The organism is Cupriavidus sp. H18C2 (genome assembly GCF_049393795.1).
GTDB lineage: Bacteria > Pseudomonadota > Gammaproteobacteria > Burkholderiales > Burkholderiaceae > Cupriavidus > Cupriavidus pauculus_C.
The window spans coordinates 3,599,453-3,620,862 of record NZ_CP186010.1; the positions used below are offsets into that span (position 1 = coordinate 3,599,453).

Consider the following 21,410-nt stretch of genomic DNA (forward strand, 5'->3'; position numbering starts at 1 on the left):
TGCAGGGTTTCCATGCAGAATCGGGGCGCTAGTACAAAAATTCAAGGCGCGCCGCAGCAGGCACGCTCTACCTAGGGTCAATCCGGTCGTTCTCCCGACCGGTTCAGGAAAATGCGCGATCTTACCAAAGAACAGGCGGCGTCGGGCCGCAGGCTGCACGCGTTCACCCTCAGCATGCTATGTGCTGCCGGCATCACTGCCGGCGCCGCGCTGGCCGTCCAGGCCGCGGAGCTTGGCGTCTCCCCGGCGCAACTGGCCGAGGCCGACGTCACTGCCCAGCAGGGTATCCCCGTTTCCGAACTCGCGCCCAACGCGCCCAGCCAGTACACCGTGCGCGCGGGCGACACGCTGTGGGGCATCTCGGGCCAGTACCTGCGCCAGCCGTGGCGCTGGCCGGCGCTGTGGGGCATGAACCGGCAGCAGGTCCGCAATCCGCACCTGATCTACCCCGGCCAGATCCTGTACCTGATCCAGCGCGATGGCCGCGCGTACCTGTCCACCACCGGGCCGGGCGGCGCCAGCGGCGGCGATTCACGCCTGTCGCCGCGCGTGCGGGGCGAAGGCCCGGACGGCGACGCCATCCTGAGCATCCCGGCGTCCGACATCGAACCGTTCCTGCGGCGCCCGCTGGTGGTCGACAAGGGCACGATCGACACCTCGGCGCGCATCGTCGCCCTGCCCGATGCCCGCGTCTACATGGGCCGCGGCGATACCGGCTTCGTGCGCGGCATTGCGCCGGCGGACGCGGCGGTCGGCAGCGACTGGCAGGCGTTCACGCCCGCGCAGCCGGTGCGCGACCCGGTCACGCAGGCCGTGATCGGCTATGAAGCGCAGTTCCAGGGCAGCGTGCGCGTGCTGCGCGGCCCCGAGGGCCCGGATGCCGTGTCGACCGTGGAAGCCACGCAGTCGCCGCAGGAAATGGGTGCCGGATCGCTGCTGCTGCCGCAACCGGCCCGCGAACTGGTGCGCTACGTGCCGCACGCGCCGGACACCCCGGTGCAGGCCCATATCGCGGCGGTCTATGGCGGCGTCCAGTACGGCGGCGCCAAGCAGGTAGTGGTGCTGAACATGGGCACCAATGGCGGCCTGGAGCCGGGGCACGTGCTGGCGCTGTCGCGCGTGGGCGGCGTGGTCAAGGATCCGACCGACAACAACCGTACGATCACGCTGCCGGACGACCGCTACGGGCTGGCCTACGTCTATCGCGTCTTCCCGGGCCTGGCCTACGCGCTGGTCACCGATGCCAGCAACGTCATGAAGGTGGGCGACCTGGCCACCACGCCGCAGTAACCGGCTGGCCTGCGCATGGCGCGGGCCACGGTGTGACCGATGACCGATACGACACGCGACCCGGCCGAAGTGGCTGCCTGGGTGCGCCTGACGGCCACCCCCGGGGTTTCCGCGCAGGCCGGCCGGCGCCTGCTGGCCGCTTTCGGGCTGCCGCAGGCGCTGCTGGCCCTCGACGCGGCCCGGCTGCGCGAGGCTGCCGAGCCCGCCGTCGCCCGCTTGCTGGCGGCCCCGCCGGACGCCGACGTCTCCGCACGCATTGCCCGCATGATCCAGTGGCTGGCCGAGCCCGGCCACTATCTCGTGACGATGGCCGACGCGGCCTACCCTGCCCGCCTGCTCGATCTGGCCGATCCGCCGCTGGTGCTCTATGTCAATGGTGACGCGGGCTGCCTGGGCCGCCCGTCGCTCGGCATCGTCGGCGCCCGCCATGCGACGGCCCAAGGCGTGTGCAACGCGGGCGCGTTCGCGTCGGCGTTTTCCGAGGCCGGCCTGAGCGTGGTGTCGGGCCTGGCGCTCGGCATCGACGCCGCCGCGCATGCCGCGGCGCTGGCCGGGCCGGGCGGCACCGTGGCCGTGGTCGGCACGGGTGTCGACATCGTCTATCCGGCGCGGCATCACAAGCTGGCGCACCAGATCGTCGATGCGGGCGGCGCCATCGTCAGCGAATTCCCACTCGGCACGCCGGGCCTGCCGAACCACTTTCCGCGCCGCAACCGCATCATCGCGGCGCTGGCGCGCGGGGTGCTGGTGGTGGAGGCGGCCGAGCGCTCGGGGTCGCTGATCACGGCGCGGCTGGCGTCGGAGATCGGGCGCGAGGTCTTTGCGATTCCCGGCTCGATCCACGCCGAGCTATCGCGCGGCTGCCACAAGCTGATCCGGCAAGGCGCCAAGCTGGTGGAGACGGCGGCCGACGTGCTGGAGGAATTCGGCGACCTGCCGCAGGTGCCGCCAACCGCCGCGACCGTGACGCCGGCCCCGGCGCCGCCCGCGCCTGCCCCGGCCACCGCCGGCGACGCTTTCGGCCCGGCGCTCGCCTATGATCCTGTCACGTTCGACGTGTTGTGCGCGCGCGCCGGCATGGCGGCGGAGGCGGCCTCGGCGGCGCTGTTGCAGATGGAACTGGCGGGCGCGGCCGAGCGGCTGCCGGGCAACCGCTTCCGCCGTCTGGCATGATCCGCGGTATTGCCCTTGCCTCACATCCCGACTGCCATGGCCGTTTACTTTCCCGAGCAGGACCCCGCAACCGTGCGCCAGGCGCTGCTGGCCCGCCCCCAGGGGCGGCTGGTGGCGTGCCTGTGCGCGGACTGGTGCGGGACGTGCAAGGAATACCAGCCTGGCTTTGCGGCGTTGGCGGCACGTTATCCGGACGACTGTTTCGTCTGGATCGACGTCGAAACCCACTCGGACTATCTGGGCGAGGACATCGACATCGAAAATTTTCCTACTGTATTGATTCAGCCCATCGCGGGCGGGGCGCCGCAGTTCTACGGTACTGTGCTGCCACATCTGGATGTGCTGGAGCGGATGCTGGCGCGCGGCGCGTCGATGGGCGCCCCGGCGTCGGACGTGCCGAAAGTGCTGCCCTGGCTACTTGGCAAGGTGGGCGGCAACGGTTGAGCGCCGTCAGGCCGGCGGGCGGCGTTTGCTTGCACCGCCGTCGAAACCGCGCTTATTATTGGCGCCTCAAAGCCCAGGCGTGGTGTTTACATAGTTTGCTGTGAATTTCAAGAGGCGCGAACTGCCCTTCCCGGCAGTGGTTGCCACAAGGACCCGTTGAATGTCTAAAGCCCTCATCATCGCGGAAAAGCCTTCGGTCGCCGCCGATATCGCGCGCGCCCTCGGAGGCTTTACCAAGCACGACGAGTATTTCGAGAGCGACGACTACGTGCTGTCCTCGGCCGTTGGCCATCTGGTGGAAATCGCCGCGCCTGACGAATACGAGGTCAAGCGGGGCAAGTGGAGCTTCACCAACCTCCCGGTCATCCCGCCGCACTTCGACCTGCGCCCGATCCCCAAGACCGAGTCGCGCCTGAAGGTGCTGAACCGGCTCATCAAGCGCAAGGATGTCACCGCGCTGATCAACGCCTGCGACGCGGGGCGCGAGGGGGAACTGATCTTCCGGCTGATTGCCCAGCAGGCGAAGGCCAAGCAGCCGGTGCGCCGGCTGTGGCTGCAGTCGATGACGCCGCAGGCGATCCGCGACGGGTTTGCCGCGCTGCGCGAGGACGAGGACATGCTGCCGCTGGCCGATGCCGCGCGCTGCCGGTCCGAGGCCGACTGGCTGGTCGGCATCAACGGCACCCGCGCCATGACGGCGTTCAACAGCAAGGGCGGCGGCTTCTTCCTGACCACCGTCGGGCGCGTGCAGACGCCGACGCTGTCGATCGTGGTGGAGCGCGAAGAGAAGATCAAGCACTTCGTGCCGCGCGACTACTGGGAAGTGCGCGCCGAGTTCATCGCCGCCGCCGGCCTGTACGAAGGCCGCTGGTACGACCCGAAGTTCAAGAAGAACGAGTTCGACCCCGAGGCGCGCGAGTCGCGGCTCTGGAGCGAGGCCGAGGCCAAGAGCATCGTGGCGGCGTGCCGCGACAAGCCGGGCACGGTCACCGAGGAATCGAAGCCGTCCACGCAGCAGTCGCCGGCCCTGTTCGACCTGACCACGCTGCAGCGCGAGGCCAACTCGCGCTTCGGCTTCTCGGCCAAGAACACGCTGGGCCTGGCGCAGGCGCTGTACGAGAAGCACAAGGTGCTCACGTACCCGCGTACCGACGCCCGCGCGCTGCCCGAGGACTACCTGGACACGGTCAAGCAGACCATGGACATGCTGGCCGACAGCTCGCCGAACTACCTGCCCCACGCCAAGAAGATCCTGGCGCAGGGCTGGGTCAAGCCGAACAAGCGGATCTTCGACAACAGCAAGATCAGCGACCACTTCGCCATCATCCCGACGCTGCAGGCGCCGAAGAACCTGTCCGAGCCCGAGCAGAAGCTGTACGACCTGGTCGTGCGCCGCTTCCTGGCCGTGTTCTTCCCGGTGGCCGAGTTCCAGGTGACCACGCGCATCACCGAGGTGGCCGGCCATCACTTCAAGACCGAAGGCAAGGTGCTGGTCAACCCGGGCTGGCTGGTGATCTACGGCCGCGAGGGCCAGGGCAAGGACGACAAGGACGCCAACCTCGTGCCGGTGCAGAAGGACGAGAAGGTCAAGACCGACAAGGTGGAAGCCGTCGGCCTGACCACGCGCCCGCCGGCCCGCTACAACGAAGCCACGCTGCTGTCGGCCATGGAAGGCGCCGGCAAGCTGGTGGACGACGACGCGCTGCGCGAGGCCATGGCCGGCAAGGGCCTGGGCACGCCGGCCACGCGCGCGGCCATCATCGAAGGGCTGCTGACCGAGAAGTACCTGGTGCGCGAGGGCCGCGAGCTGATTCCGACCGCCAAGGCGTTCCAGCTGATGACGCTGCTGCGCGGGCTGGGCGTGCTGGAACTGACGCAGGCCGAGCTGACCGGCGAGTGGGAGCACAAGCTGTCGCAGATCGAGCGCGGGCGCCTGAAGCGCGACGAGTTCATGCGCGAGATCGCGCAGATGACGCAGCAGATCGTCAAGCGCGCCAAGGAATACGACAGCGACACGATCCCCGGCGACTACGCGACGCTGGACACGCCGTGCCCGCAGTGCGGCGGCCAGGTCAAGGAAAACTACCGCCGCTTTGCCTGCACGGCCTGCGACTTCTCGATCAGCAAGATTCCGGGCGGCCGCCAGTTCGAGATCGACGAGGTCGAGGAACTGCTGCTGAAGAAGGAAATCGGTCCGCTGCAGGGCTTCCGCAGCAAGATGGGGCGCCCGTTCGCGGCAATCCTGAAGCTGGCCAAGGACGACGAGGGCCACTGGAAGATGGAGTTCGACTTCGGCCAGAACGACGACGAAGACGACGAGCCCGTCGATTTCAGCGAGCAGACGCCGGTTGGCCACTGCCCGAAGTGCAACGGGTCGGTGTACGAGCACGGCATGAAGTACGTCTGCGAGAACGCCGTCGGCAGCGAGAAGACCTGCGACTTCACGACCGGCAAGATCATCCTGCAGCAGGAAATCTCGCGCGAGCAGATCGGCAAGCTGCTGACCGCCGGCAAGACCGACCTGCTGACCGGCTTCAAGTCGTCGCGCACGGGCCGTAACTTCAAGGCGTTCCTGGTCAAGCAGCCCGACGGCAAGATCGGCTTCGAGTTCGAGGCCCGCGAGCCCAAGGCCGGCGCCAAGCCGGGCGCGAAGACGGCGGCCAAGACCGCGGCAAAGACCGCCGCCAAGGGCGATGACGCCGCCGAGGCCGCGCCGGCGAAGGTGGCGGCCAAGAAGGCGCCTGCCAAGAAGGCCCCGGCCAAGAAGGCGGCAACCAAGACGGCCGCCAAGACCGCTGCTGCGAAGAAGTCGCGCACGGCGGCCAAGCAGACAGCGGAAGCGGAAGAGTAATCGCGGGCGGCAGACGTCCGCGGCAGGCAGAACAGAACGGCGAGGCGCATGCCTCGCCGTTTTCTATTTGGCGACGGCCTTGGCGACGCTCTCGCCGGCGCGCTGCTTGCCTTCCTCCAGCAGGAAGTCGATGAACGCGCGCACCTTGGTCGGCAGGAACTTGCGGCTCGGGTAGACCACGCTCACGTCGCGGCGCGGCAACTGATACTGCGGCAGGATGTGTACCAGCCGGCCGGCCTCGATATTGGGCCGCGCCAGGTACGACGACAGCATCGCGATGCCCATGTTGGACAGCGCCGCCTGGTGCGCCAACTCGGCGTTGCTGCACAGCAGGCCGGGCCGGATCGGCACCGTGACCTCGCCTTCGGGGCCGGACAGCGTCCACTCGTGCTCGGCGGTCGGCAGCCGCATCGCGATGGCGCGATGGCTGGACAGGTCATGGGCGGTACGCAGCGGCGGGTGCTCGCGCAGATAGCCGGGCGACGCGCAAAGGATGATCTCGGCCGAGATCAGTGGGCGCGCCACAAGATGGGATCCCAGCCCCAGATCGGACAGCATCACGCCGACGTCGCGCCCCTCCTCGACGATATCGACCATGCGGTCGGACAATTGCACGTCGAACACCACGTCGGGATACATCTGGTGGAAGCGTTCCAGCGTCTGCGGCAGCAGGTGCAGCCCGAACATGACCGGCGCCACCAGCCGCAGCGTCCCGGATAGTGATTGGCTCCGGGCCGTGACGATGGATTCGGCTTCCTCCACGTCCTCCAGGATCTGCGCACAGCGCTGCAGGTAGGTCTCGCCGGCGTCGGTCAGCGACAGGCTGCGCGTGGTGCGGTTCAGCAGCCGGGTGCCGAGGTGGCTCTCCAGATCGGCCACGTAGCGCGTGACCACGGCGTTGGACATTTCAAGTTGCTGCGCCGCACGGGCGAAGCTGCCAAGTTCGACCACCTTGGCGAAGACGCGCATCGATTGCAGCCGATCCATGACATAGTCCCCCGACTAAGCCGTGAACTTTTACACGGCGCGCACAGTTTATTGTTGAAACCACAATCAATCATTGTGGAGGCATGTATTTATTCATATCAGGGGAATGCCTAATATCCAGTCATCAGATGCCGCGCCGCAGCAATACAGGTTTTCCCGGCATCCAAAGCAAAAGTGAAGGATACGCCATGAAGCGCCAACTCGCCCTGATCGCCACCCTGACCCTCACCCTGGCCGCTGCCCCCGCCTTCGCCAAGGCCGGCAAGTTCGACCCGTTCACCGACGGCGCCAAGGCCACGAAGTTCGACCCGTACACGGACGGTGCCAAGGCTGGCAAGTTCGACCCGTTCACCGATGGCGCGAAGACCGGCAAGTTCGACAGCTTTACCGACGGCGCCAAGTCGTTCGACGTCTACACCGACGGCGCGGCCATCTAAGCTACACCGGATTCGCAAAAAGCCCGTACCAACCGGTACGGGCTTTTTTGTTTTGGCGGCGAGGGTCAGACCAGCCGGGCGGTCGGCCTGTAAGCCATCATCTTCGCGTCGGCGGTCAGCAAGGTCATGCCTTCGGTCAATGCCTGGGCCACCAGCATCCGGTCGAAGGGGTCCTTGTGGTCGGCATTCATTGCCAGGCCATCCAGCGTCCGCGCATGAGACTTGGCGAGCGCCAGCGACTGATATCCGCAGAGGTCGAACATGGCCGAGGCCTGGGTGGCTGTCAAAGGCAGCTTCCCCAGGCCGGCCTTGATGCCGATTTCCCACAGGCTGACCGTCGATACATGGATCTCGTTCGCGGGATCGTCGATGAGCCGCGCCGCTGCCTGCGACAGCTGGGGCGCAGCCGTGGCAGCCCACAATGCAATGTGCGTATCCAGGAGCAGTCTCAATCCGTGCCTCCCTGGAACATGGCCGCGACTTCGTCGTCACTGGCGTTGATCAGCTCCAGAGACAGGCCCTCCAGCGCGCCCGCAAAGATTGCCCTGCCCCCGCCGATCCGCTGCGAGACCGCGAGCTGCACAGGAACGAGCCTGGCCGCAGGCTTGCCGTTCCGCGCAATGATGACTTCCTGTTCGTTGCCAGTCTCCAAGGCTTCCACAAGCTTGGAAAGCTGGCTCTTGGCATCGTGCATGTTGACGGTAAGCATGGCATCTGCGCTTAGCTAATAGACTTAGCTAGTGTAGCCAGATTTAGCCCCGGCCGCCATCAGCCGATTCTCAAAAATCAAAACGGGCCCCGCAGGGCCCGTTGTCGTTTGTCATCAGTCGTGATGACGATGGCGGCGATGCTTGCTGCGCTTGTAATAGCGGCGGTCGTCGTCGTACGAATTGCTGCGCGACACGTTGCCGCCCAGCGCCGCGCCTGCCGCGCCGCCCAGGCCCGCGCCCACCAGGCCGCCAGTGCGGCCGCCCATGGCGTTGCCCGCTGCCGTGCCGGCGCCGCCGCCCAGGGCGCCGCCGATGATGGCGCCGGTGCGCTCGCGGCGGTTCGACGTCAGCGCGCCACCCGCGCCGCCGCCCACCGCACCGCCGATCACGGCGCCGGTGCTGCCACCCAGGGCGCCGCCTACCGCGGCACCCGCCACGCCGCCCAGGCCACCGCCCAGTGCGTTGTTCAGGTCACCCCCTGCAAACGCCGGCAGCGTAGCCGCCGAGAGGGCAAGAGCCAGAGTCAGATTGCGAAGAGGTTGGCGAGACATCGTATTTTCCTTATGTGGTGTGTATCTGGAAGCGGAGTGTAGAGAAGCAACCCTGCCCTTGCTGTAACGAGTTGTGAAGCCCTGTAACCCGCTGCAGAAACGGTTTCGAAGCATTAAAAACCGATGCTCCGGCGCAACAGCGCGCAATAGTACGTCACAAAGTCGCAGACGAAAAAAAGCGGCCCGGGGGGGGGCCGCCTTCGTCAGACTGGTGGGACGGGGCGGGCAACCGCAGGCCGGCGCCCCGCCCCGTCAGGTCAGCAGCACTTGCCCTGGCCGCCGCCGTAGCGGGCCTCCTGACGCTCGCGGAAGAATTCCTCGTACGTCATCGGCGCGCGGTCCGGGTGGGTGCTTTCCATGTGGGCCACGTAGGTCTGGTAGTCGGGCAGGCCCACCATCAGCCGCAGCGACTGGCCCAGGTAGCGGCCCATGGTACCGATCTGTTCGAGCATGGCGGTGGCCCTCCGGGGTCAGTGCGACGCGGCCGAAGCCTGCGCCGGCAGCGGTTCGAACGGCGTCTCGCTGTCGGTGCGGCGGGTGGCGCCACGGGCCTGCATCGCGGTCTTGAAGCCGTAGAACACGATCGACAGCACCACGAACATGAACAGCGCGCACAGGCCGGCGTCCAGGTAGTCGTTGAAGACGATGCGGTGCATCTGCTCCATCGACTTGGCCGGCGCCAGCACCTTGCCCTCGGCAATGGCGGCGCTGAACTTCTCGGCGTGCGTCAGGAAGCTGACCTTCGGGTCGGCGCTGAACAGCTTCTGCCAGCCAGCGGTCAGCGTGCAGATCAGCAGCCAGACCGTGGGCACCAGCGTCACCCAGGCGTACTGGCCGCGCTTCATCTTGACCAGCACGCACGTGCCTAGCACCAGCGCCACGGCGGCCAGCATCTGGTTCGAGATGCCGAACAGCGGCCACAGCGTGTTGATGCCGCCCAGCGGATCGACCACGCCCTGGTACAGGAAGTAGCCCCAGGCCGCCACGGTCAGGCCGGTGGCGATCAGGTTGGCCGACAGCGACTCGGTCTTCTTCAGCGCCGGCACGAAGCTGCCCAGCAGGTCCTGCAGCATGAAGCGGCCGGCGCGGGTGCCCGCGTCGACGGCGGTCAGGATGAACAGCGCCTCGAACAGGATGGCAAAGTGGTACCAGAACGCCATCATGGCTTGGCCGCCCACCACCTGGTGCAGGATGTGCGCGATGCCGACCGCCAGCGTCGGGGCGCCGCCGGCGCGCGAGATGATCGTATTTTCGCCAACATCCTTGGCGGTCTGGATCAGCACGTCAGGCGTGATGACGAAGCCCCAGGTCGACACCGTGGCCGCCACGGCCTCCGGCGTCGTGCCGATCACGGCGGCCGGGCTGTTCATCGCAAAGTAGACGCCCGGCTCGATCACCGACGCGGCCACCAGGGCCATGATGGCGACGAACGACTCGGCCAGCATCGCGCCGTAGCCGATGAAGCGCGCGTGCGTCTCGTTTTCCAGCAGCTTGGGCGTGGTGCCCGACGAGATCAGCGCGTGGAAGCCCGACACCGCGCCGCAGGCGATGGTGATGAACAGGAACGGGAACAGGTTGCCCGACCACACCGGACCGCCGCCGGCCGCGAACTGTGTCAGCGCGGGCATCTTCAGCTCTGGCGCGACGATCAGGATGCCGATGGCCAGCGCGATGATCGTGCCGATCTTGAGGAACGTGGACAGGTAGTCGCGCGGCGCCAGCAGCAGCCACACGGGCAGCACGGCGGCCACGAAGCCGTAGCCGATCAGCATCCAGGTCAGCGCCTTGCCGTCGTACGTGAACAGCGGCGCCAGCGTGGCGCTCTCGTGCACGTACTGGCCGCCGACGATGGCCGCCATCAGCAGCACAAAGCCGATGACCGACACCTCGCCGATGCGGCCCGGGCGGATGTAGCGCGTGTAGATGCCCATGAAGATCGCGATCGGGATCGTCACGGCCACGGTGAACGTGCCCCACGGCGAATCGGCCAGCGCCTTCACCACGATCAGCGCCAGCACCGCCAGGATGATGATCATGATCATGAAGCAGCCGAACAGCGCGATCATGCCGGGCACGGTACCCATCTCGGACTTGACCAGGTCGCCCAGCGAGCGGCCGTCGCGGCGCGTGGAGATGAACAGCACCATGAAGTCCTGCACCGCGCCGGCGAACACCACGCCGGCCAGCAGCCACAGCATGCCGGGCAGGTAGCCCATCTGCGCGGCCAGCACCGGGCCCACCAGCGGCCCCGCGCCGGCAATGGCGGCGAAGTGGTGGCCGAACAGCACCGCCTTGTTGGTCGGCACGTAGTCCAGGCCGTCGTTGTGGCGCCACGCGGGCGTCATGCGTTTGGGGTCGAGCTGCATCACCTTGTCGGCGATGAAGCGGCTGTAGTAGCGGTAGGCGATCAGGTAGATGCAGAGCGCGGCAACCACGATCCACAGTGCGCTGACGGCTTCACCGCGCGACAGCGCGACAGTGGCAAAGGCAAATGCGCCGAGCACGGCGACGGCCAGCCACAACAGGTGTTGTCCGATGCGATTCATGTTGAAGGGTCTCCTCAGACCGGCTGAAAGAACCTGCGGCGGCAGACAGGCGGGCAGCGGGGGCGGTGCCGGATGGCGGACGCGGACGTGTCGCGCGGAAAACGGGGTCTCCTGGGACGTCTGCGGCGCCCGGTCTGTTCTCGTCTGGTCCCGGATCTTGCCGTGCAGGCAGGCAGTGCGTCCCGGATCTGGCGGAAATGCCATGCCGCGGCGCACCTACTGCGTCGGTTTGCGGCGCGGGGCAAGCCCGGACGCGAACCGGCGTGTAGTATTGACAGCCGCCCATGTCGGCACAAGCGCGAAACTACGCAACACCGGTGCGTAGTAGTACGTAGACCGACGATGCCAGGCGGCCTCCCCGGCATCGGTGTTTACCCCCGGTTCAGATGAAACTCCGCCAAAAGATCCTGTTGCTGGCCGTGGCGCCCCTGGCCGTCGCGATGCTCGGCATCGCCTTTGCCGTGCGCTACCAGGCCACCGCGCTGGCGCGCCACGAGCGCGCGCTGGTGGAAGCCGCCTACCTGCAGAGCAAGGAAACCGAGCTGCGCCACTACGTCGACCTGGCCCAGAGCGCCATCGCGCCGATGGTGCAGTCGGGCCGCACCGACGCCGCCACGCGCCAGGCAGCCATGGAGGCACTGGCCCGGCTGGACTACGGCCCGGACGGCTACTTCTTCCTCTACGACCTGCAGGGTCGGAATCTGATGCATCCGCGCCAGCCCGAGCTGGTGGGACAGGACCTGTGGCTGATGCGCGACCCGCAGGGCGCGCTGACGATCCAGAAGCTGGTGACGGCCGCCAAGGCGGGCGGCGGGTCCGTGCGCTACATGTGGCAGAAGCCGTCGTCGAAGCAGACCGTGCCCAAGCTGGGCTACGTGGTGGCCGTGCCGGGCTGGAACTGGATGCTCGGCACCGGCATCTACCTGGACGACGTCGAGCGGACGCTGCGCCAGCTCGACGCGCGCGCCGAGACCGACATCCGCGAGACCATGGCCTGGATCGGCGTGATCGCCGGCATCAGCATCCTGCTGGTGGCCGCCAGCGGGCTGGCGCTGAACATCAGCGAACACCGCGAGGCCGACGCCAAGCTGCGCCAGCTTGCGCAGCGCGTGGTGCAGTCGCAGGAAGAGGAACGCGCGCGGCTGTCGCGCGAGCTGCACGACGGCATCGGCCAGTTGCTGGTGTCGGTCAAGCTGGTGCTGGAAGCCGCCGCCAACCGCATCCGCACGGCCCCGGCCGAAGGCGCCGCGGTGGCCCCCATCCTCGGCATGGCGCTGCACCGGCTCGATTCGGCGTTCAACGAGGTGCGGCGCGTGGCCCGCAACCTGCGCCCCGCCCTTCTGGACGACCTGGGCCTGTTTGCGGCGCTGCAGCATCTGGCGCGCGAGATGCAGGCCGGCAGCACGCTGAGCGTGGAGGTGGCGCAGTCCGGCCAGCCGCGCACGCTGTCCGACGAACAGGCCACGGCGCTGTTCCGCATCGCGCAGGAGGCGCTGGCCAACGTGGAGCGCCACGCGCACGCGCGGCATGTCCGCATCGAACTCGATTTCTCGCCGTCGGCCACGCGCCTGACCGTGCGCGACGACGGCACCGGCTTCGACGTCGCCCGCATGCAGCACGACCCGCAGCGCGGCATCGGCCTGCGCAACCTGCGCGAGCGCATGGCCGCGCTGGGCGGACAGTTCGACATCGTGTCGATGCCGTCCGGCACGCGGCTGGTGGCGGTGCTGCCGGCGTCCGCCGCGTCGGCCGTGGCCCCCATGCCCCCCGTTTCCACCGATATCCCCCTGTCATGACCGTTTTGCTCGACGAAGACCTCGTCCCACCGCCCTCGAACGCCCCGGCCCGCGTGCTGCTGATCGACGACCACGCGCTGGTGCGCGACGGCATGCGCATGCACCTGGCGCTGCAGCCGGGCCTGGAAGTGGTGGGCGAGGCCGACGACGGCGAGGCGGCGTTGGCGTGGCTGGCCGGCGCCGGCCCGGCCAGCGTGCCCGAGCTGGTGATTACCGACATCGGCATGCGCGGCATGGGCGGCATCGCGCTGGCCGGGGCGCTGCACGACCGGTATCCGGAGGTAGCCGTGCTGATCGTGTCGATGCACGACAACCTTGAATACGTGCGCCAGGCCATCCGGGCCGGCGCGCGCGGCTACGTGCTCAAGGATGCGCCGGCCGACGAGCTGATGGCCGCCATCCAGGCCGTGCTGGCCGGGCGGGTGTTCTACAGCGCGCGCATTGCCCGCGGCATGGCCGAGCAGGCGATCAGCCCGCTGGACGCGCTGACGCCGCGCGAGCGCGACATCCTGCACGGCATCGGCCGGGGCCAGTCGAACAAGGACATCGCCGCGCGGCTCGGGGTGTCGGTGCGCACGGTGGAAACACACCGGCTCAACCTCAAGCGCAAGCTGGGCATCGAGGGCCGCGCGGAGCTGGTCAAGTACGCGGTGCAGCAGCTGGGCCTGGACCGCGACCCGGCCTAGCCGCCACGGGTGCCGGGGCGCCGCACGGGCGTGCGCCGGGCCGGCCCGCGTGCGATGCGCGCCACCGAATCGGGTAATCCCTACATTGTTGACGTGATCAGCGCTGCCTAAGATCAAGTCAACTGAAGGGCCATGAACCTGTCTGCGAATGTCTGCCTGCGCGCGCCATGCCGGCCGCCGCGCGGCACGCCGCCCCGACCACGGCGCATCGAGCCCCCGCACCGAAACCTTCCTATTGCCTTTGTCCCGCTTCCGGCGGCACCGGCCCCATGGCCGGCGCGCCGGGGGGCGGGTGTGCAGTTGTCGTTCGTCGGTTCGTCCAACACGAAAGGGGAGACGGTCATGGCAGCAAGGCGCAAGGATGGCACCGGCGGTGCCGGTGAGAAGGTTTCGCGGCGCGGCTTCATCGGCGGCGCCACCGCGGCGGCGGCCGGCGCGGCCACGATGGGCTTTCCGGCCATCGTCAAGGCCCAGGGGCCGGTCACCATGCGCTGGCAGAGCACGTGGCCGACCAAGGACATCTTCCACGAGTTCGCCGGCGACTTCGTCAAGAAGGTCAACGACATGTCGGGCGGCGAGATCAAGATCGAGCTGCTGCCGGCCGGCGCCGTGGTCAAGGCGTTCGACCTGATCGACGCGGTCAGCAAGGGCACGCTCGACGGCGGCCACGGCGTGATTGCCTACTGGTACGGCAAGAACTCGGCGCTGGCGCTCTGGGGCTCGGGCCCGGCCTGGGGCATGGACCCGAACATGCTGCTGGCCTGGCACAAGTACGGCGGCGGCAAGGAACTGCAGCAGGAGATCTACAAGAGCCTGAACCTGGACGTGGTGTCGTTCCTGTACGGGCCGATGCCCACGCAGCCGCTGGGCTGGTTCAAGAAGCCGATCACCAAGCCCGAGGACTTCAAGGGGCTGAAATTCCGCACGGTCGGGCTGTCGATCGACATCTTCACCGGGCTGGGCGCCGCGGTGAACGCGCTGCCGGGCGCGGAGATCGTGCCGGCGATGGACCGCGGGCTGCTGGACGCCGCCGAGTTCAACAACGCCAGCCCGGACCGCGCGCTGGGCTTCCAGGACGTCTCCAAGGTCTGCATGCTGCGCAGCTTCCACCAGTGCTCGGAGCAGTTCGAGATCCTGTTCAACCGCAAGCGCTACGAGGCGCTGTCGCCCAAGCTGCGCGCGCTGATCGCCAATGCCGTGGACGCCAGCTCGGCCGAGATGTCGATGAAGGCCATCGACCGGTACGCGAAGGACTACCAGGCGCTGCAGGAACAGGGCGTGAAGTTCTATGCCACGCCCAACTCGGTGCTCCAGGCGCAGTTGAAGATCTGGGACGAGATCGTCGCGCGCAAGGAAAAAGAGAACCCGATGTTCAAGAAGGTCAACGACTCGATGAAGGCGTTTGCCCAGCGCAGCACGCGCTGGCAGAACGACACCAACGTCGACTACCGGATGGCCGCCTCGTACTACTTCTCGACCAAACGCGGCTGATGGGGCCGCCACGCCTGCGCGCCTGACGGAGCACCGCATGCAAAAGCTGCTGCTGGGTATCGACCGGATCAGCACGGTCGTGGGACAGGCGGCCTCGTGGCTGATCGTCGGCCTGACGCTGATGATCAGCTACGAGGTGTTCTCGCGCTACGCGCTGGGCACGCCGCACGCCTGGGTGTTCGACGCCAGCAACATGCTCTACGGCGCACTGTTCATGCTGGGCGGCGCCTACACGCTGGCCAAGCGCGGCCACGTGCGCGGCGACATCCTCTACGGCTTCCTGGCGCCGCGCGCGCAGGCCACCATCGACCTGGTGCTGTACCTGGTGTTCTTCTTCCCTGGCGTGATCGCGCTGGCCTGGGCCGGCATCGACTTCTTCGAGGTGTCGCTGGCGCAGAACGAGCACTCGTCGATTGCCGCCGACGGGCCGCCGATCTACCCGTTCAAGGCCGTCATCCCGATTGCCGGCGCGCTGCTGCTGCTGCAGGGCGTGGCCGAGGTGGCGCGCTGCGTGATGTGCGTGTCCACGGGCCACTGGCCCCGGCGCGAGGACGACGTCGAGGAGGTGGACGTTGACAAGCTCAAGCAGATGGTGGGCCAGGACGCTGCCCACGGCGTGGCGCCGGCCGCGGTGCCCAAGGTGGAGGAGCGCGCGCAATGAGAAAGGAACTGTGGTTCGGCGTGACGCTGATGGTGCTGATCATCGGCGCAGTGATCTTCCTGATGCCGTCCCCGGCGGACTGGACCAACGGCCACCTGGGCCTGCTGATGCTGGCGCTGATCGTGGTGGCGATCATGCTCGGCTTTCCCACGGCATTCACGCTGATGGGCATGGGCGTGCTGTTCGCGTGGCTGGCGTACCGCCACGCCAACCCCGCCATCGCCGTGGAACAGACGCTCGACCTGATGGTCCAGCGCGCCTATGCGGTCATGACCAATGACGTGCTGATTTCGGTGCCGCTGTTCGTGTTCATGGGCTACCTGGTCGAGCGCGCCAACCTGATCGAGAAGCTGTTCCGCAGCCTGCACCTGGCGCTGGCGTGGCTGCCGGGGTCGCTGGCGGTGGCCACGCTGATTACCTGCGCGGTGTTTGCCACGGCCACCGGCATCGTCGGCGCCGTGGTGACGCTGATGGGGCTGCTGGCATTCCCGGCGATGCTGCGCGCCGGCTACAGCCCGCAGCTGTCGGCCGGGGCGGTCACCGCCGGCGGCTGCCTGGGCATCCTGATCCCGCCGTCGGTGCTGCTGATCGTCTACGGCGCCACGGCCGGCGTGTCGGTCGTGCAGCTCTATGCGGGCGCGTTCTTCCCGGGGCTGATGCTGGCCGGGCTCTACATCGTCTACGCGATCATCATCGCCAAGCTCAAGCCGTCGCTGGCGCCGCCGCTGTCGCGCGAGGAACGGGTCATTCCGCTGTCCGGCTTCGCGGCCACGCTGCACGACCAGTTCAGCCATCGCGCGCTGCCCGCGCTGCTGCTGGCTTTCAAGGGACGCCGCAACGCCGACGTGCCGGCCGGCTACCTGATGCGCCAACTGGGCGTGGTGCTTATGCCCGCGTTCGTGGTGGCCGTGGCGATGAGCCTGATGTACGCGGCGGTGACCGCGCCGCGCGCCGTGGAGGCGTCGGGCGGCCTGGTCGAGATGGGCGCCGCCACCGAGGCCGCGCCGCAATCGTTCGACGACCTGCAGGCCCCGCCGGCCGACAGCGACGCGCCCGCGCCGCTCAACGCCGACCCGGCCACGGTAACGCCCAAGCCCGCCACCGCGCAGGACGTCGCGCCGGCCACGGCCCTGCCGGCTGCCCCGGCGGCCGATGCGCCGTCCCGGCCTGCCCCGGCGTGGTTCTGGATCACGCTGGCCGTCGTGGCCGCCGCGCTGGCGCTGTTCTACTGGTTCTTCAACTTCGCCCGGCTGGAAATCTTCAAGCTGCTGCTGTCGTCGTTCTTTCCGCTGGCGGTGATGATCCTGGCCGTGCTCGGCTCGATCGTGTTCGGGCTGGCCACGCCCACCGAGGCCGCCGCCGTGGGCTCGCTCGGCGGCGCGGTGCTGGCGGCCGCGTACGGCCAGCTCAACTACGGCGTGGTGCGCGATTCGGTATTCCTGACGGTCAAGACCAGCGCGATGGTGTGCTGGCTGTTCGTCGGCTCGTCGATCTTCTCGGCCGCGTTCGCGCTGCTGGGCGGCCAGGCGCTGGTCGAGGAATGGGTGCTGTCGCTGGACCTCACGCCCGTGCAGTTCATGATCCTGGCGCAGGTCATCATCTTCCTGCTGGGCTGGCCGCTGGAATGGACCGAGATCATCATCATCTTCATGCCGATCTTCATCCCGCTGCTGGACAACTTCGGCATCGACCCGCTGTTCTTCGGCCTGCTAGTCGCGCTGAACCTGCAGACAGCCTTCCTGTCGCCCCCGGTGGCGATGGCCGCGTTCTACCTCAAGGGCGTGGCCCCGCCCCACGTCACGCTGAACCAGATCTTCGCCGGCATGCTGCCGTTCATGGCCATCCAGGTGGTGGCGCTGGCGCTGCTGTACGTGTTCCCGGAAATCGGGCTGTGGCTGCCGCAGGTTTTGTATCGGTAGGCTGTGGGAGATGACAAGGCGAGCTTCCGCCTTGCGCTTGTGGTCTCCCCTCTCCCGCACGGCGGGAGAGGGGCCGGGGGAGAGGGCAGGCGGCGCAGGATGCGATGCGGTCGGCAAGCAGAGCCTCGACGCCCTCTCCCCCAACCCCTCTCCCGCGCGCGGGAGAGGGGAGCCAAGACAGCGGCATTGTGAATACCCGGCGGGTTTCTCCCCTCTCCCGCACGGCGGGAGAGGGGCCGGGGGAGAGGGCCGGCGGCGCAAGATGCGATGCGGTCGGCAAGCAGAGCCTCGACGCCCTCACCCCCAACCCCCTCTCCCGCGCGCGGGAGAGGGGAGCCAAGACAGCGCAGTCCTCAGCGTCGTCGCCGACCCCAAACAAAAAACGCCGGACGGCCACCAGCCGTCCGGCGTTTCTTCCACCACCCAGCGAATCAGCCCAGTCGCTTGGCCAGGGCTGCCTTGGTTTCCACCAGGGCGGGCGGCAGGTTGTGCTGGAGCTGCGTGAACAGTTCGTCGTGCAGTGCCAGTTCCTGCTGCCAGGCGTCGCGGTCGATCGAGGTGACCTGGTCGAACTGTTCGGCCGTGAAGGCCAGGCCGTCCCAGTTCAGGTCGGCGTAGCGCGGCGACGTGCCGAACACGTGTTCCTGGCCCTGGCCGCGGCCTTCCACGCGGTCGATCATCCACGACAGCACGCGCATGTTCTCGCCAAAGCCCGGCCACACGAAGTTGCCGTCGGCGTCCTTGCGGAACCAGTTGACGCAGTAGAACTTCGGCAGCTTGGCGCCCGATGCCTCCAGCTTCTTGCCCAGCGCCAGCCAGTGGCCGAAGTAGTCGCTCATGTTGTAGCCGCAGAACGGCAGCATGGCGAACGGGTCGCGGCGCACCACGCCCTGCTGGCCGGCGGCCGCGGCGGTGGTTTCGGAGCCCATCGTGGCGGCCATGTAGACGCCTTCGGTCCAGTTGCGGGCCTCGGTCACCAGCGGCACCGTGGTGCTGCGGCGGCCGCCGAAGATGAATGCGTCGATGGCCACGCCGGCGGGGTTGTCCCAGTTCTCGTCGATCGACGGGCACTGCGACGCCGGCGCGGTGAAGCGGGCGTTCGGGTGGGCGGCCTTGGCGCCGGTCTCGCGGGCGATCTCGGGCGTCCAGTCCTTGCCCTGCCAGTCGATCAGGTGCGCCGGGGCTTCCTTGGTCATGCCTTCCCACCACACGTCGCCGTCATCGGTCAGCGCCACGTTGGTGAAGATGACGTTCTCCTTGAGCGTCGCCATGGCGTTGTAGTTGGTCTTCTCGCTCGTGCCCGGCGCCACGCCAAAGTAGCCGGCTTCGGGGTTGATCGCATATAGGCGGCCGTCCTGGCCCGGCTTGATCCAGGCGATGTCGTCGCCGATCGTGGTGACCTTCCAGCCGTCGAAGCCCTTGGGCGGGATCAGCATGGCGAAGTTGGTCTTGCCGCAGGCCGACGGGAACGCGGCGGCCACGTGGTACCTCTTGCCCTCGGGCGAGGTCACGCCCAGGATCAGCATGTGTTCGGCCAGCCAGCCCTCGTCGCGGCCCATGGTCGAGGCAATCCGCAGCGCAAAGCACTTCTTGCCCAGCAGCGCGTTGCCGCCGTAGCCGGAGCCGAACGACCAGATCTCGCGCGATTCGGGGAAGTGGACGATGTACTTGGTGGGATTGCACGGCCACGGCACGTCCTTTTCGCCGGCGGCCAGCGGCTTGCCCACGGTGTGCACGCACGGCACGAACTCGCCGTCTGCGCCCAGCACGTCGTACACGGCGCGGCCCATGCGCGTCATGATCCGCATGTTCACGGCCACGTACGGCGAATCGGACAGCTCCACGCCGATGTGCGCGATGGGCGAGCCCAGTGGGCCCATCGAGAACGGCACCACGTAGAGCGTGCGGCCGCGCATGCAGCCGTCGAACAGCCCGGCCAGCGTCTGGCGCATTTCGGCCGGGGCGGTCCAGTTGTTGGTCGGGCCGGCCTGTTCCTTCTTCTCGGTGCAGATGAAGGTACGGTCCTCGACGCGCGCCACGTCGGACGGGTCGGACAGGGCCAGGAACGAATTCTTGCGCCTGGCCGGGTTCAGGCGGCGCATGGTGCCCGCGGCCACCATCTGCTCGCACAGCCGGTCGTACTCTTCCTGCGACCCATCGCACCAGTAGATCTGGTCCGGCTTGGTCAGCGAGGCGATTTCCGCAACCCAGGCGACCAGTTTCTGGTTCTTGACCCAGGCCGGCACGTTCAGCGCCGGTGTACCTTGCATCGTGGGGTGGTTCATTTTTGAATGCTCCAAAGCGAAAAGGAATTCGGGGCCTGTCCGGCCGGGGCGTCAGCCGGCATCACGGGGAAAGGCGGGCAGCGGGCCTGCCGCAAAGTGGGCGTGGCGCATGCGCTTCGCTGACCGTCACATCCCGTTACAACTCGGCGACGACCAAATCCGCGCAAATGGTCGCGGGGGTCCCTGCGGCTGCGATACAGTTGCGCTTCGCCCGCTTTTGGCGGGCGCCAGGGTCCGGTCGGGCATTGTCCGGCGGCAAACAGGGGGCGGGAGCGTGGCTCGACCGCACTGTCCGCTGCGGGAAGCGGGCAAGAATACCACTGTACCGGGCCCCTGTTTTTTGCTGCGCAGCATTGTTTCCCCTGTCAGAATGCCCGTTCGCCACCGCGCAGTGCGTGTCGCGCGGCGTGGACCGCGCGGCTTGCCAGCTGCGATTGTTGCGTCAGGGAAGCTAACAATACTGTCCGGCGCGCGCTGATTCTGTGGTCGCGCGCACCAAGCCCCCAACGAGTCACTCATGAAGATTGCCGTTCTCGACGATTACCAGGACGCCGTACGCAAGCTGCCGTGCTTTTCCTTGCTGGAGGGGCACGACGTCAAGGTTTTCAACAACACAGTCAAGGGCGTGGGCCAGCTGGCCGCGCGGCTGTCCGACGTGGAGGCGCTGGTCCTGATCCGCGAGCGCACCCGCGTGACCCGCCAGCTGCTGGAAAAGCTGCCCAAGCTCAAGATCATCAGCCAGACCGGCCGCGCGGGTAACCACGTGGACCTGGACGCCTGCACCGACCGCGGCGTGGTGGTGCTGGAGGGCGTGGGCTCGCCGGTGGCGCCGGCGGAGCTGACCTGGGCGCTGATCATGGCGGCGCAGCGGCGCATTCCCCAGTACGTGGCCAGCCTCAAGCACGGCGCGTGGCAGCAGTCGGGGCTGAAGTCGACGACGATGCCGCCGAACTTTGGCCTGGGCCAGGTGCTGCGCGGCCAGACGCTGGGGATCTGGGGCTACGGCAAGATCGGCAAGCTGCTGGCCGGCTACGGCCGGGCGTTCGGCATGAACGTGCTGGTCTGGGGCCGCGAGGCGTCGCAACAGGCTGCCCGCGACGACGGCCTGAACGTGGCCGAATCGGTCGAGCAGCTTTTCACGGACAGCGACGTGCTGTCGCTGCACCTGCGCCTGAACGACGAGACGCGCGGCATCGTCAAGCTGGCCGACCTGCAGCGCATGAAGCCCACGGCACTGTTCGTCAACACGAGCCGCGCCGAGCTGATCGAGGAAAACGCGCTGGTGGCCGCGCTGAACCGGGGCCGCCCCGGCATGGCCGCGGTGGACGTGTTCGAGTCGGAGCCGATCCTGCAGGGCCACGCGCTGCTGCGCATGGAAAACTGCATCTGCACGCCGCACCTGGGCTACGTGGAGCGCGACAGCTACGAGCTGTACTTCCGCACGGCGTTCCAGAACATCCTGGACGTGCTGGGCGGCAAGCACGACAGCATCGTCAATCCGAAGGCCCTCACGCCAGCGCTGCCGCGCTGAGCGCTTCCCGCCCCCCCCCTGCCAGGCCCGGCGCGCGCCGGGCCGGCGTGCG

The 21,410-nt window shown here is 68.0% G+C and carries 18 protein-coding genes; 11 read left to right on the forward strand and 7 right to left on the reverse strand.

What is annotated here, in order from left to right; genetic code table 11:
- Positions 1-111: 111 nt before the first annotated feature.
- From EPAKOI_RS16375 to EPAKOI_RS16390, 4 genes are all read left to right on the forward strand, one after another.
- Positions 112-1,290, forward strand: a complete 1,179-nt coding sequence (locus EPAKOI_RS16375; protein WP_423192631.1) for a LysM peptidoglycan-binding domain-containing protein — start codon at positions 112-114, stop codon at positions 1,288-1,290.
- A 39-nt stretch (positions 1,291-1,329) separates the two neighbouring features.
- Entirely contained in the window at positions 1,330-2,463 is a 1,134-nt protein-coding gene (gene dprA, locus EPAKOI_RS16380; RefSeq protein ID WP_423192632.1) for a DNA-processing protein DprA, read from the forward strand.
- Positions 2,464-2,499: 36 nt separating this feature from the next.
- Positions 2,500-2,907, forward strand: coding sequence for a thioredoxin family protein (locus tag EPAKOI_RS16385; RefSeq protein ID WP_423192633.1), 408 nt, complete (start codon positions 2,500-2,502; stop codon positions 2,905-2,907).
- A gap of 160 nt (positions 2,908-3,067) precedes the next feature.
- Positions 3,068-5,758: a DNA topoisomerase III gene (locus EPAKOI_RS16390; RefSeq protein ID WP_124682843.1), complete on the forward strand. Its 2,691-nt coding sequence runs from the start codon at positions 3,068-3,070 to the stop codon at positions 5,756-5,758.
- Between the two features lie 63 nt (positions 5,759-5,821).
- Here EPAKOI_RS16390 and EPAKOI_RS16395 read toward each other — a convergent pair whose 3' ends face one another.
- On the reverse strand, positions 5,822-6,745 hold the full coding sequence (locus EPAKOI_RS16395; protein ID WP_124682842.1) for a LysR family transcriptional regulator: 924 nt from the start codon (positions 6,743-6,745) through the stop codon (positions 5,822-5,824).
- A 188-nt stretch (positions 6,746-6,933) separates the two neighbouring features.
- On the opposite strand from EPAKOI_RS16395, the gene EPAKOI_RS16400 reads away from it, so the two are divergent.
- A complete protein-coding gene (locus tag EPAKOI_RS16400; RefSeq protein ID WP_124682841.1) occupies positions 6,934-7,182 on the forward strand; it encodes a hypothetical protein in 249 nt (82 codons plus the stop codon).
- A gap of 65 nt (positions 7,183-7,247) precedes the next feature.
- On the opposite strand, the gene EPAKOI_RS16405 is transcribed toward EPAKOI_RS16400, so the two are convergent.
- From EPAKOI_RS16405 to EPAKOI_RS16425, 5 genes are all read right to left on the reverse strand, one after another.
- Complete coding sequence (locus EPAKOI_RS16405) at positions 7,248-7,634, reverse strand: type II toxin-antitoxin system VapC family toxin (RefSeq protein ID WP_124682840.1); 387 nt, start codon at positions 7,632-7,634, stop codon at positions 7,248-7,250.
- Positions 7,631-7,891, reverse strand: a complete 261-nt coding sequence (locus tag EPAKOI_RS16410; RefSeq protein WP_423192634.1) for a type II toxin-antitoxin system Phd/YefM family antitoxin — start codon at positions 7,889-7,891, stop codon at positions 7,631-7,633. Before EPAKOI_RS16410 ends, EPAKOI_RS16405 begins: the two co-directional genes overlap by 4 nt.
- A 114-nt stretch (positions 7,892-8,005) precedes the next feature.
- The gene (locus EPAKOI_RS16415; RefSeq protein WP_124682838.1) at positions 8,006-8,443 is read right to left on the reverse strand and encodes a hypothetical protein; all 438 of its coding nucleotides are present in this window, start codon (positions 8,441-8,443) and stop codon (positions 8,006-8,008) included.
- A 257-nt stretch (positions 8,444-8,700) separates the two neighbouring features.
- Positions 8,701-8,895, reverse strand: a complete 195-nt coding sequence (locus EPAKOI_RS16420; protein ID WP_092138396.1) for a YbdD/YjiX family protein — start codon at positions 8,893-8,895, stop codon at positions 8,701-8,703.
- A gap of 18 nt (positions 8,896-8,913) precedes the next feature.
- Positions 8,914-10,989 carry a carbon starvation CstA family protein gene (locus EPAKOI_RS16425; protein WP_124682837.1) on the reverse strand — a complete coding sequence of 692 codons (2,076 nt, stop codon included), beginning with the start codon at positions 10,987-10,989 and terminating at the stop codon, positions 8,914-8,916.
- Positions 10,990-11,375: 386 nt separating this feature from the next.
- On the opposite strand from EPAKOI_RS16425, the gene EPAKOI_RS16430 reads away from it, so the two are divergent.
- From EPAKOI_RS16430 to EPAKOI_RS16450, 5 genes are all read left to right on the forward strand, one after another.
- Positions 11,376-12,785 (forward strand): cache domain-containing protein, encoded by a 1,410-nt coding sequence (locus EPAKOI_RS16430; RefSeq protein ID WP_423192635.1) that lies wholly within the window; start codon positions 11,376-11,378, stop codon positions 12,783-12,785.
- Positions 12,782-13,471, forward strand: coding sequence for a response regulator (locus EPAKOI_RS16435; RefSeq protein ID WP_423192636.1), 690 nt, complete (start codon positions 12,782-12,784; stop codon positions 13,469-13,471). The genes EPAKOI_RS16430 and EPAKOI_RS16435 overlap by 4 nt, the downstream gene beginning before the upstream one ends.
- A gap of 342 nt (positions 13,472-13,813) precedes the next feature.
- Positions 13,814-14,962: a TRAP transporter substrate-binding protein gene (locus tag EPAKOI_RS16440; protein ID WP_423192637.1), complete on the forward strand. Its 1,149-nt coding sequence runs from the start codon at positions 13,814-13,816 to the stop codon at positions 14,960-14,962.
- 37 nt (positions 14,963-14,999) lie between these two features.
- Positions 15,000-15,623 (forward strand): TRAP transporter small permease subunit, encoded by a 624-nt coding sequence (locus tag EPAKOI_RS16445; RefSeq protein WP_124682833.1) that lies wholly within the window; start codon positions 15,000-15,002, stop codon positions 15,621-15,623.
- Positions 15,620-17,542: a TRAP transporter large permease gene (locus EPAKOI_RS16450; protein ID WP_423192638.1), complete on the forward strand. Its 1,923-nt coding sequence runs from the start codon at positions 15,620-15,622 to the stop codon at positions 17,540-17,542. The genes EPAKOI_RS16445 and EPAKOI_RS16450 overlap by 4 nt, the downstream gene beginning before the upstream one ends.
- A gap of 431 nt (positions 17,543-17,973) precedes the next feature.
- Here the strand turns inward: EPAKOI_RS16450 and EPAKOI_RS16455 are convergent, their stop codons facing one another.
- On the reverse strand, positions 17,974-19,827 hold the full coding sequence (locus EPAKOI_RS16455; RefSeq protein ID WP_423192639.1) for a phosphoenolpyruvate carboxykinase (GTP): 1,854 nt from the start codon (positions 19,825-19,827) through the stop codon (positions 17,974-17,976).
- Positions 19,828-20,344: 517 nt separating this feature from the next.
- Between EPAKOI_RS16455 and EPAKOI_RS16460 the strand changes: the two genes are divergently transcribed.
- Positions 20,345-21,358, forward strand: a complete 1,014-nt coding sequence (locus EPAKOI_RS16460; RefSeq protein ID WP_124682830.1) for a D-2-hydroxyacid dehydrogenase family protein — start codon at positions 20,345-20,347, stop codon at positions 21,356-21,358.
- Positions 21,359-21,410: the final 52 nt, after the last annotated feature.

Coding starts and splice junctions, on each gene's coding strand:
- EPAKOI_RS16425 (WP_124682837.1), bottom strand. CDS start 10,989: ATGAATCGCATCGGACAACACCTGTTGTGGCTGGCCGTCGCCGTGCTC.
- EPAKOI_RS16455 (WP_423192639.1), bottom strand. CDS start 19,827: ATGAACCACCCCACGATGCAAGGTACACCGGCGCTGAACGTGCCGGCC.
- EPAKOI_RS16390 (WP_124682843.1), top strand. CDS start 3,068: ATGTCTAAAGCCCTCATCATCGCGGAAAAGCCTTCGGTCGCCGCCGAT.
- EPAKOI_RS16420 (WP_092138396.1), bottom strand. CDS start 8,895: ATGCTCGAACAGATCGGTACCATGGGCCGCTACCTGGGCCAGTCGCTG.
- EPAKOI_RS16435 (WP_423192636.1), top strand. CDS start 12,782: ATGACCGTTTTGCTCGACGAAGACCTCGTCCCACCGCCCTCGAACGCC.
- EPAKOI_RS16450 (WP_423192638.1), top strand. CDS start 15,620: ATGAGAAAGGAACTGTGGTTCGGCGTGACGCTGATGGTGCTGATCATC.
- EPAKOI_RS16400 (WP_124682841.1), top strand. CDS start 6,934: ATGAAGCGCCAACTCGCCCTGATCGCCACCCTGACCCTCACCCTGGCC.
- EPAKOI_RS16430 (WP_423192635.1), top strand. CDS start 11,376: ATGAAACTCCGCCAAAAGATCCTGTTGCTGGCCGTGGCGCCCCTGGCC.
- EPAKOI_RS16395 (WP_124682842.1), bottom strand. CDS start 6,745: ATGGATCGGCTGCAATCGATGCGCGTCTTCGCCAAGGTGGTCGAACTT.
- EPAKOI_RS16410 (WP_423192634.1), bottom strand. CDS start 7,891: ATGCTTACCGTCAACATGCACGATGCCAAGAGCCAGCTTTCCAAGCTT.
- EPAKOI_RS16375 (WP_423192631.1), top strand. CDS start 112: ATGCGCGATCTTACCAAAGAACAGGCGGCGTCGGGCCGCAGGCTGCAC.
- EPAKOI_RS16445 (WP_124682833.1), top strand. CDS start 15,000: ATGCAAAAGCTGCTGCTGGGTATCGACCGGATCAGCACGGTCGTGGGA.
- EPAKOI_RS16385 (WP_423192633.1), top strand. CDS start 2,500: ATGGCCGTTTACTTTCCCGAGCAGGACCCCGCAACCGTGCGCCAGGCG.
- EPAKOI_RS16440 (WP_423192637.1), top strand. CDS start 13,814: ATGGCAGCAAGGCGCAAGGATGGCACCGGCGGTGCCGGTGAGAAGGTT.
- EPAKOI_RS16415 (WP_124682838.1), bottom strand. CDS start 8,443: ATGTCTCGCCAACCTCTTCGCAATCTGACTCTGGCTCTTGCCCTCTCG.
- EPAKOI_RS16460 (WP_124682830.1), top strand. CDS start 20,345: ATGAAGATTGCCGTTCTCGACGATTACCAGGACGCCGTACGCAAGCTG.
- dprA (WP_423192632.1), top strand. CDS start 1,330: ATGACCGATACGACACGCGACCCGGCCGAAGTGGCTGCCTGGGTGCGC.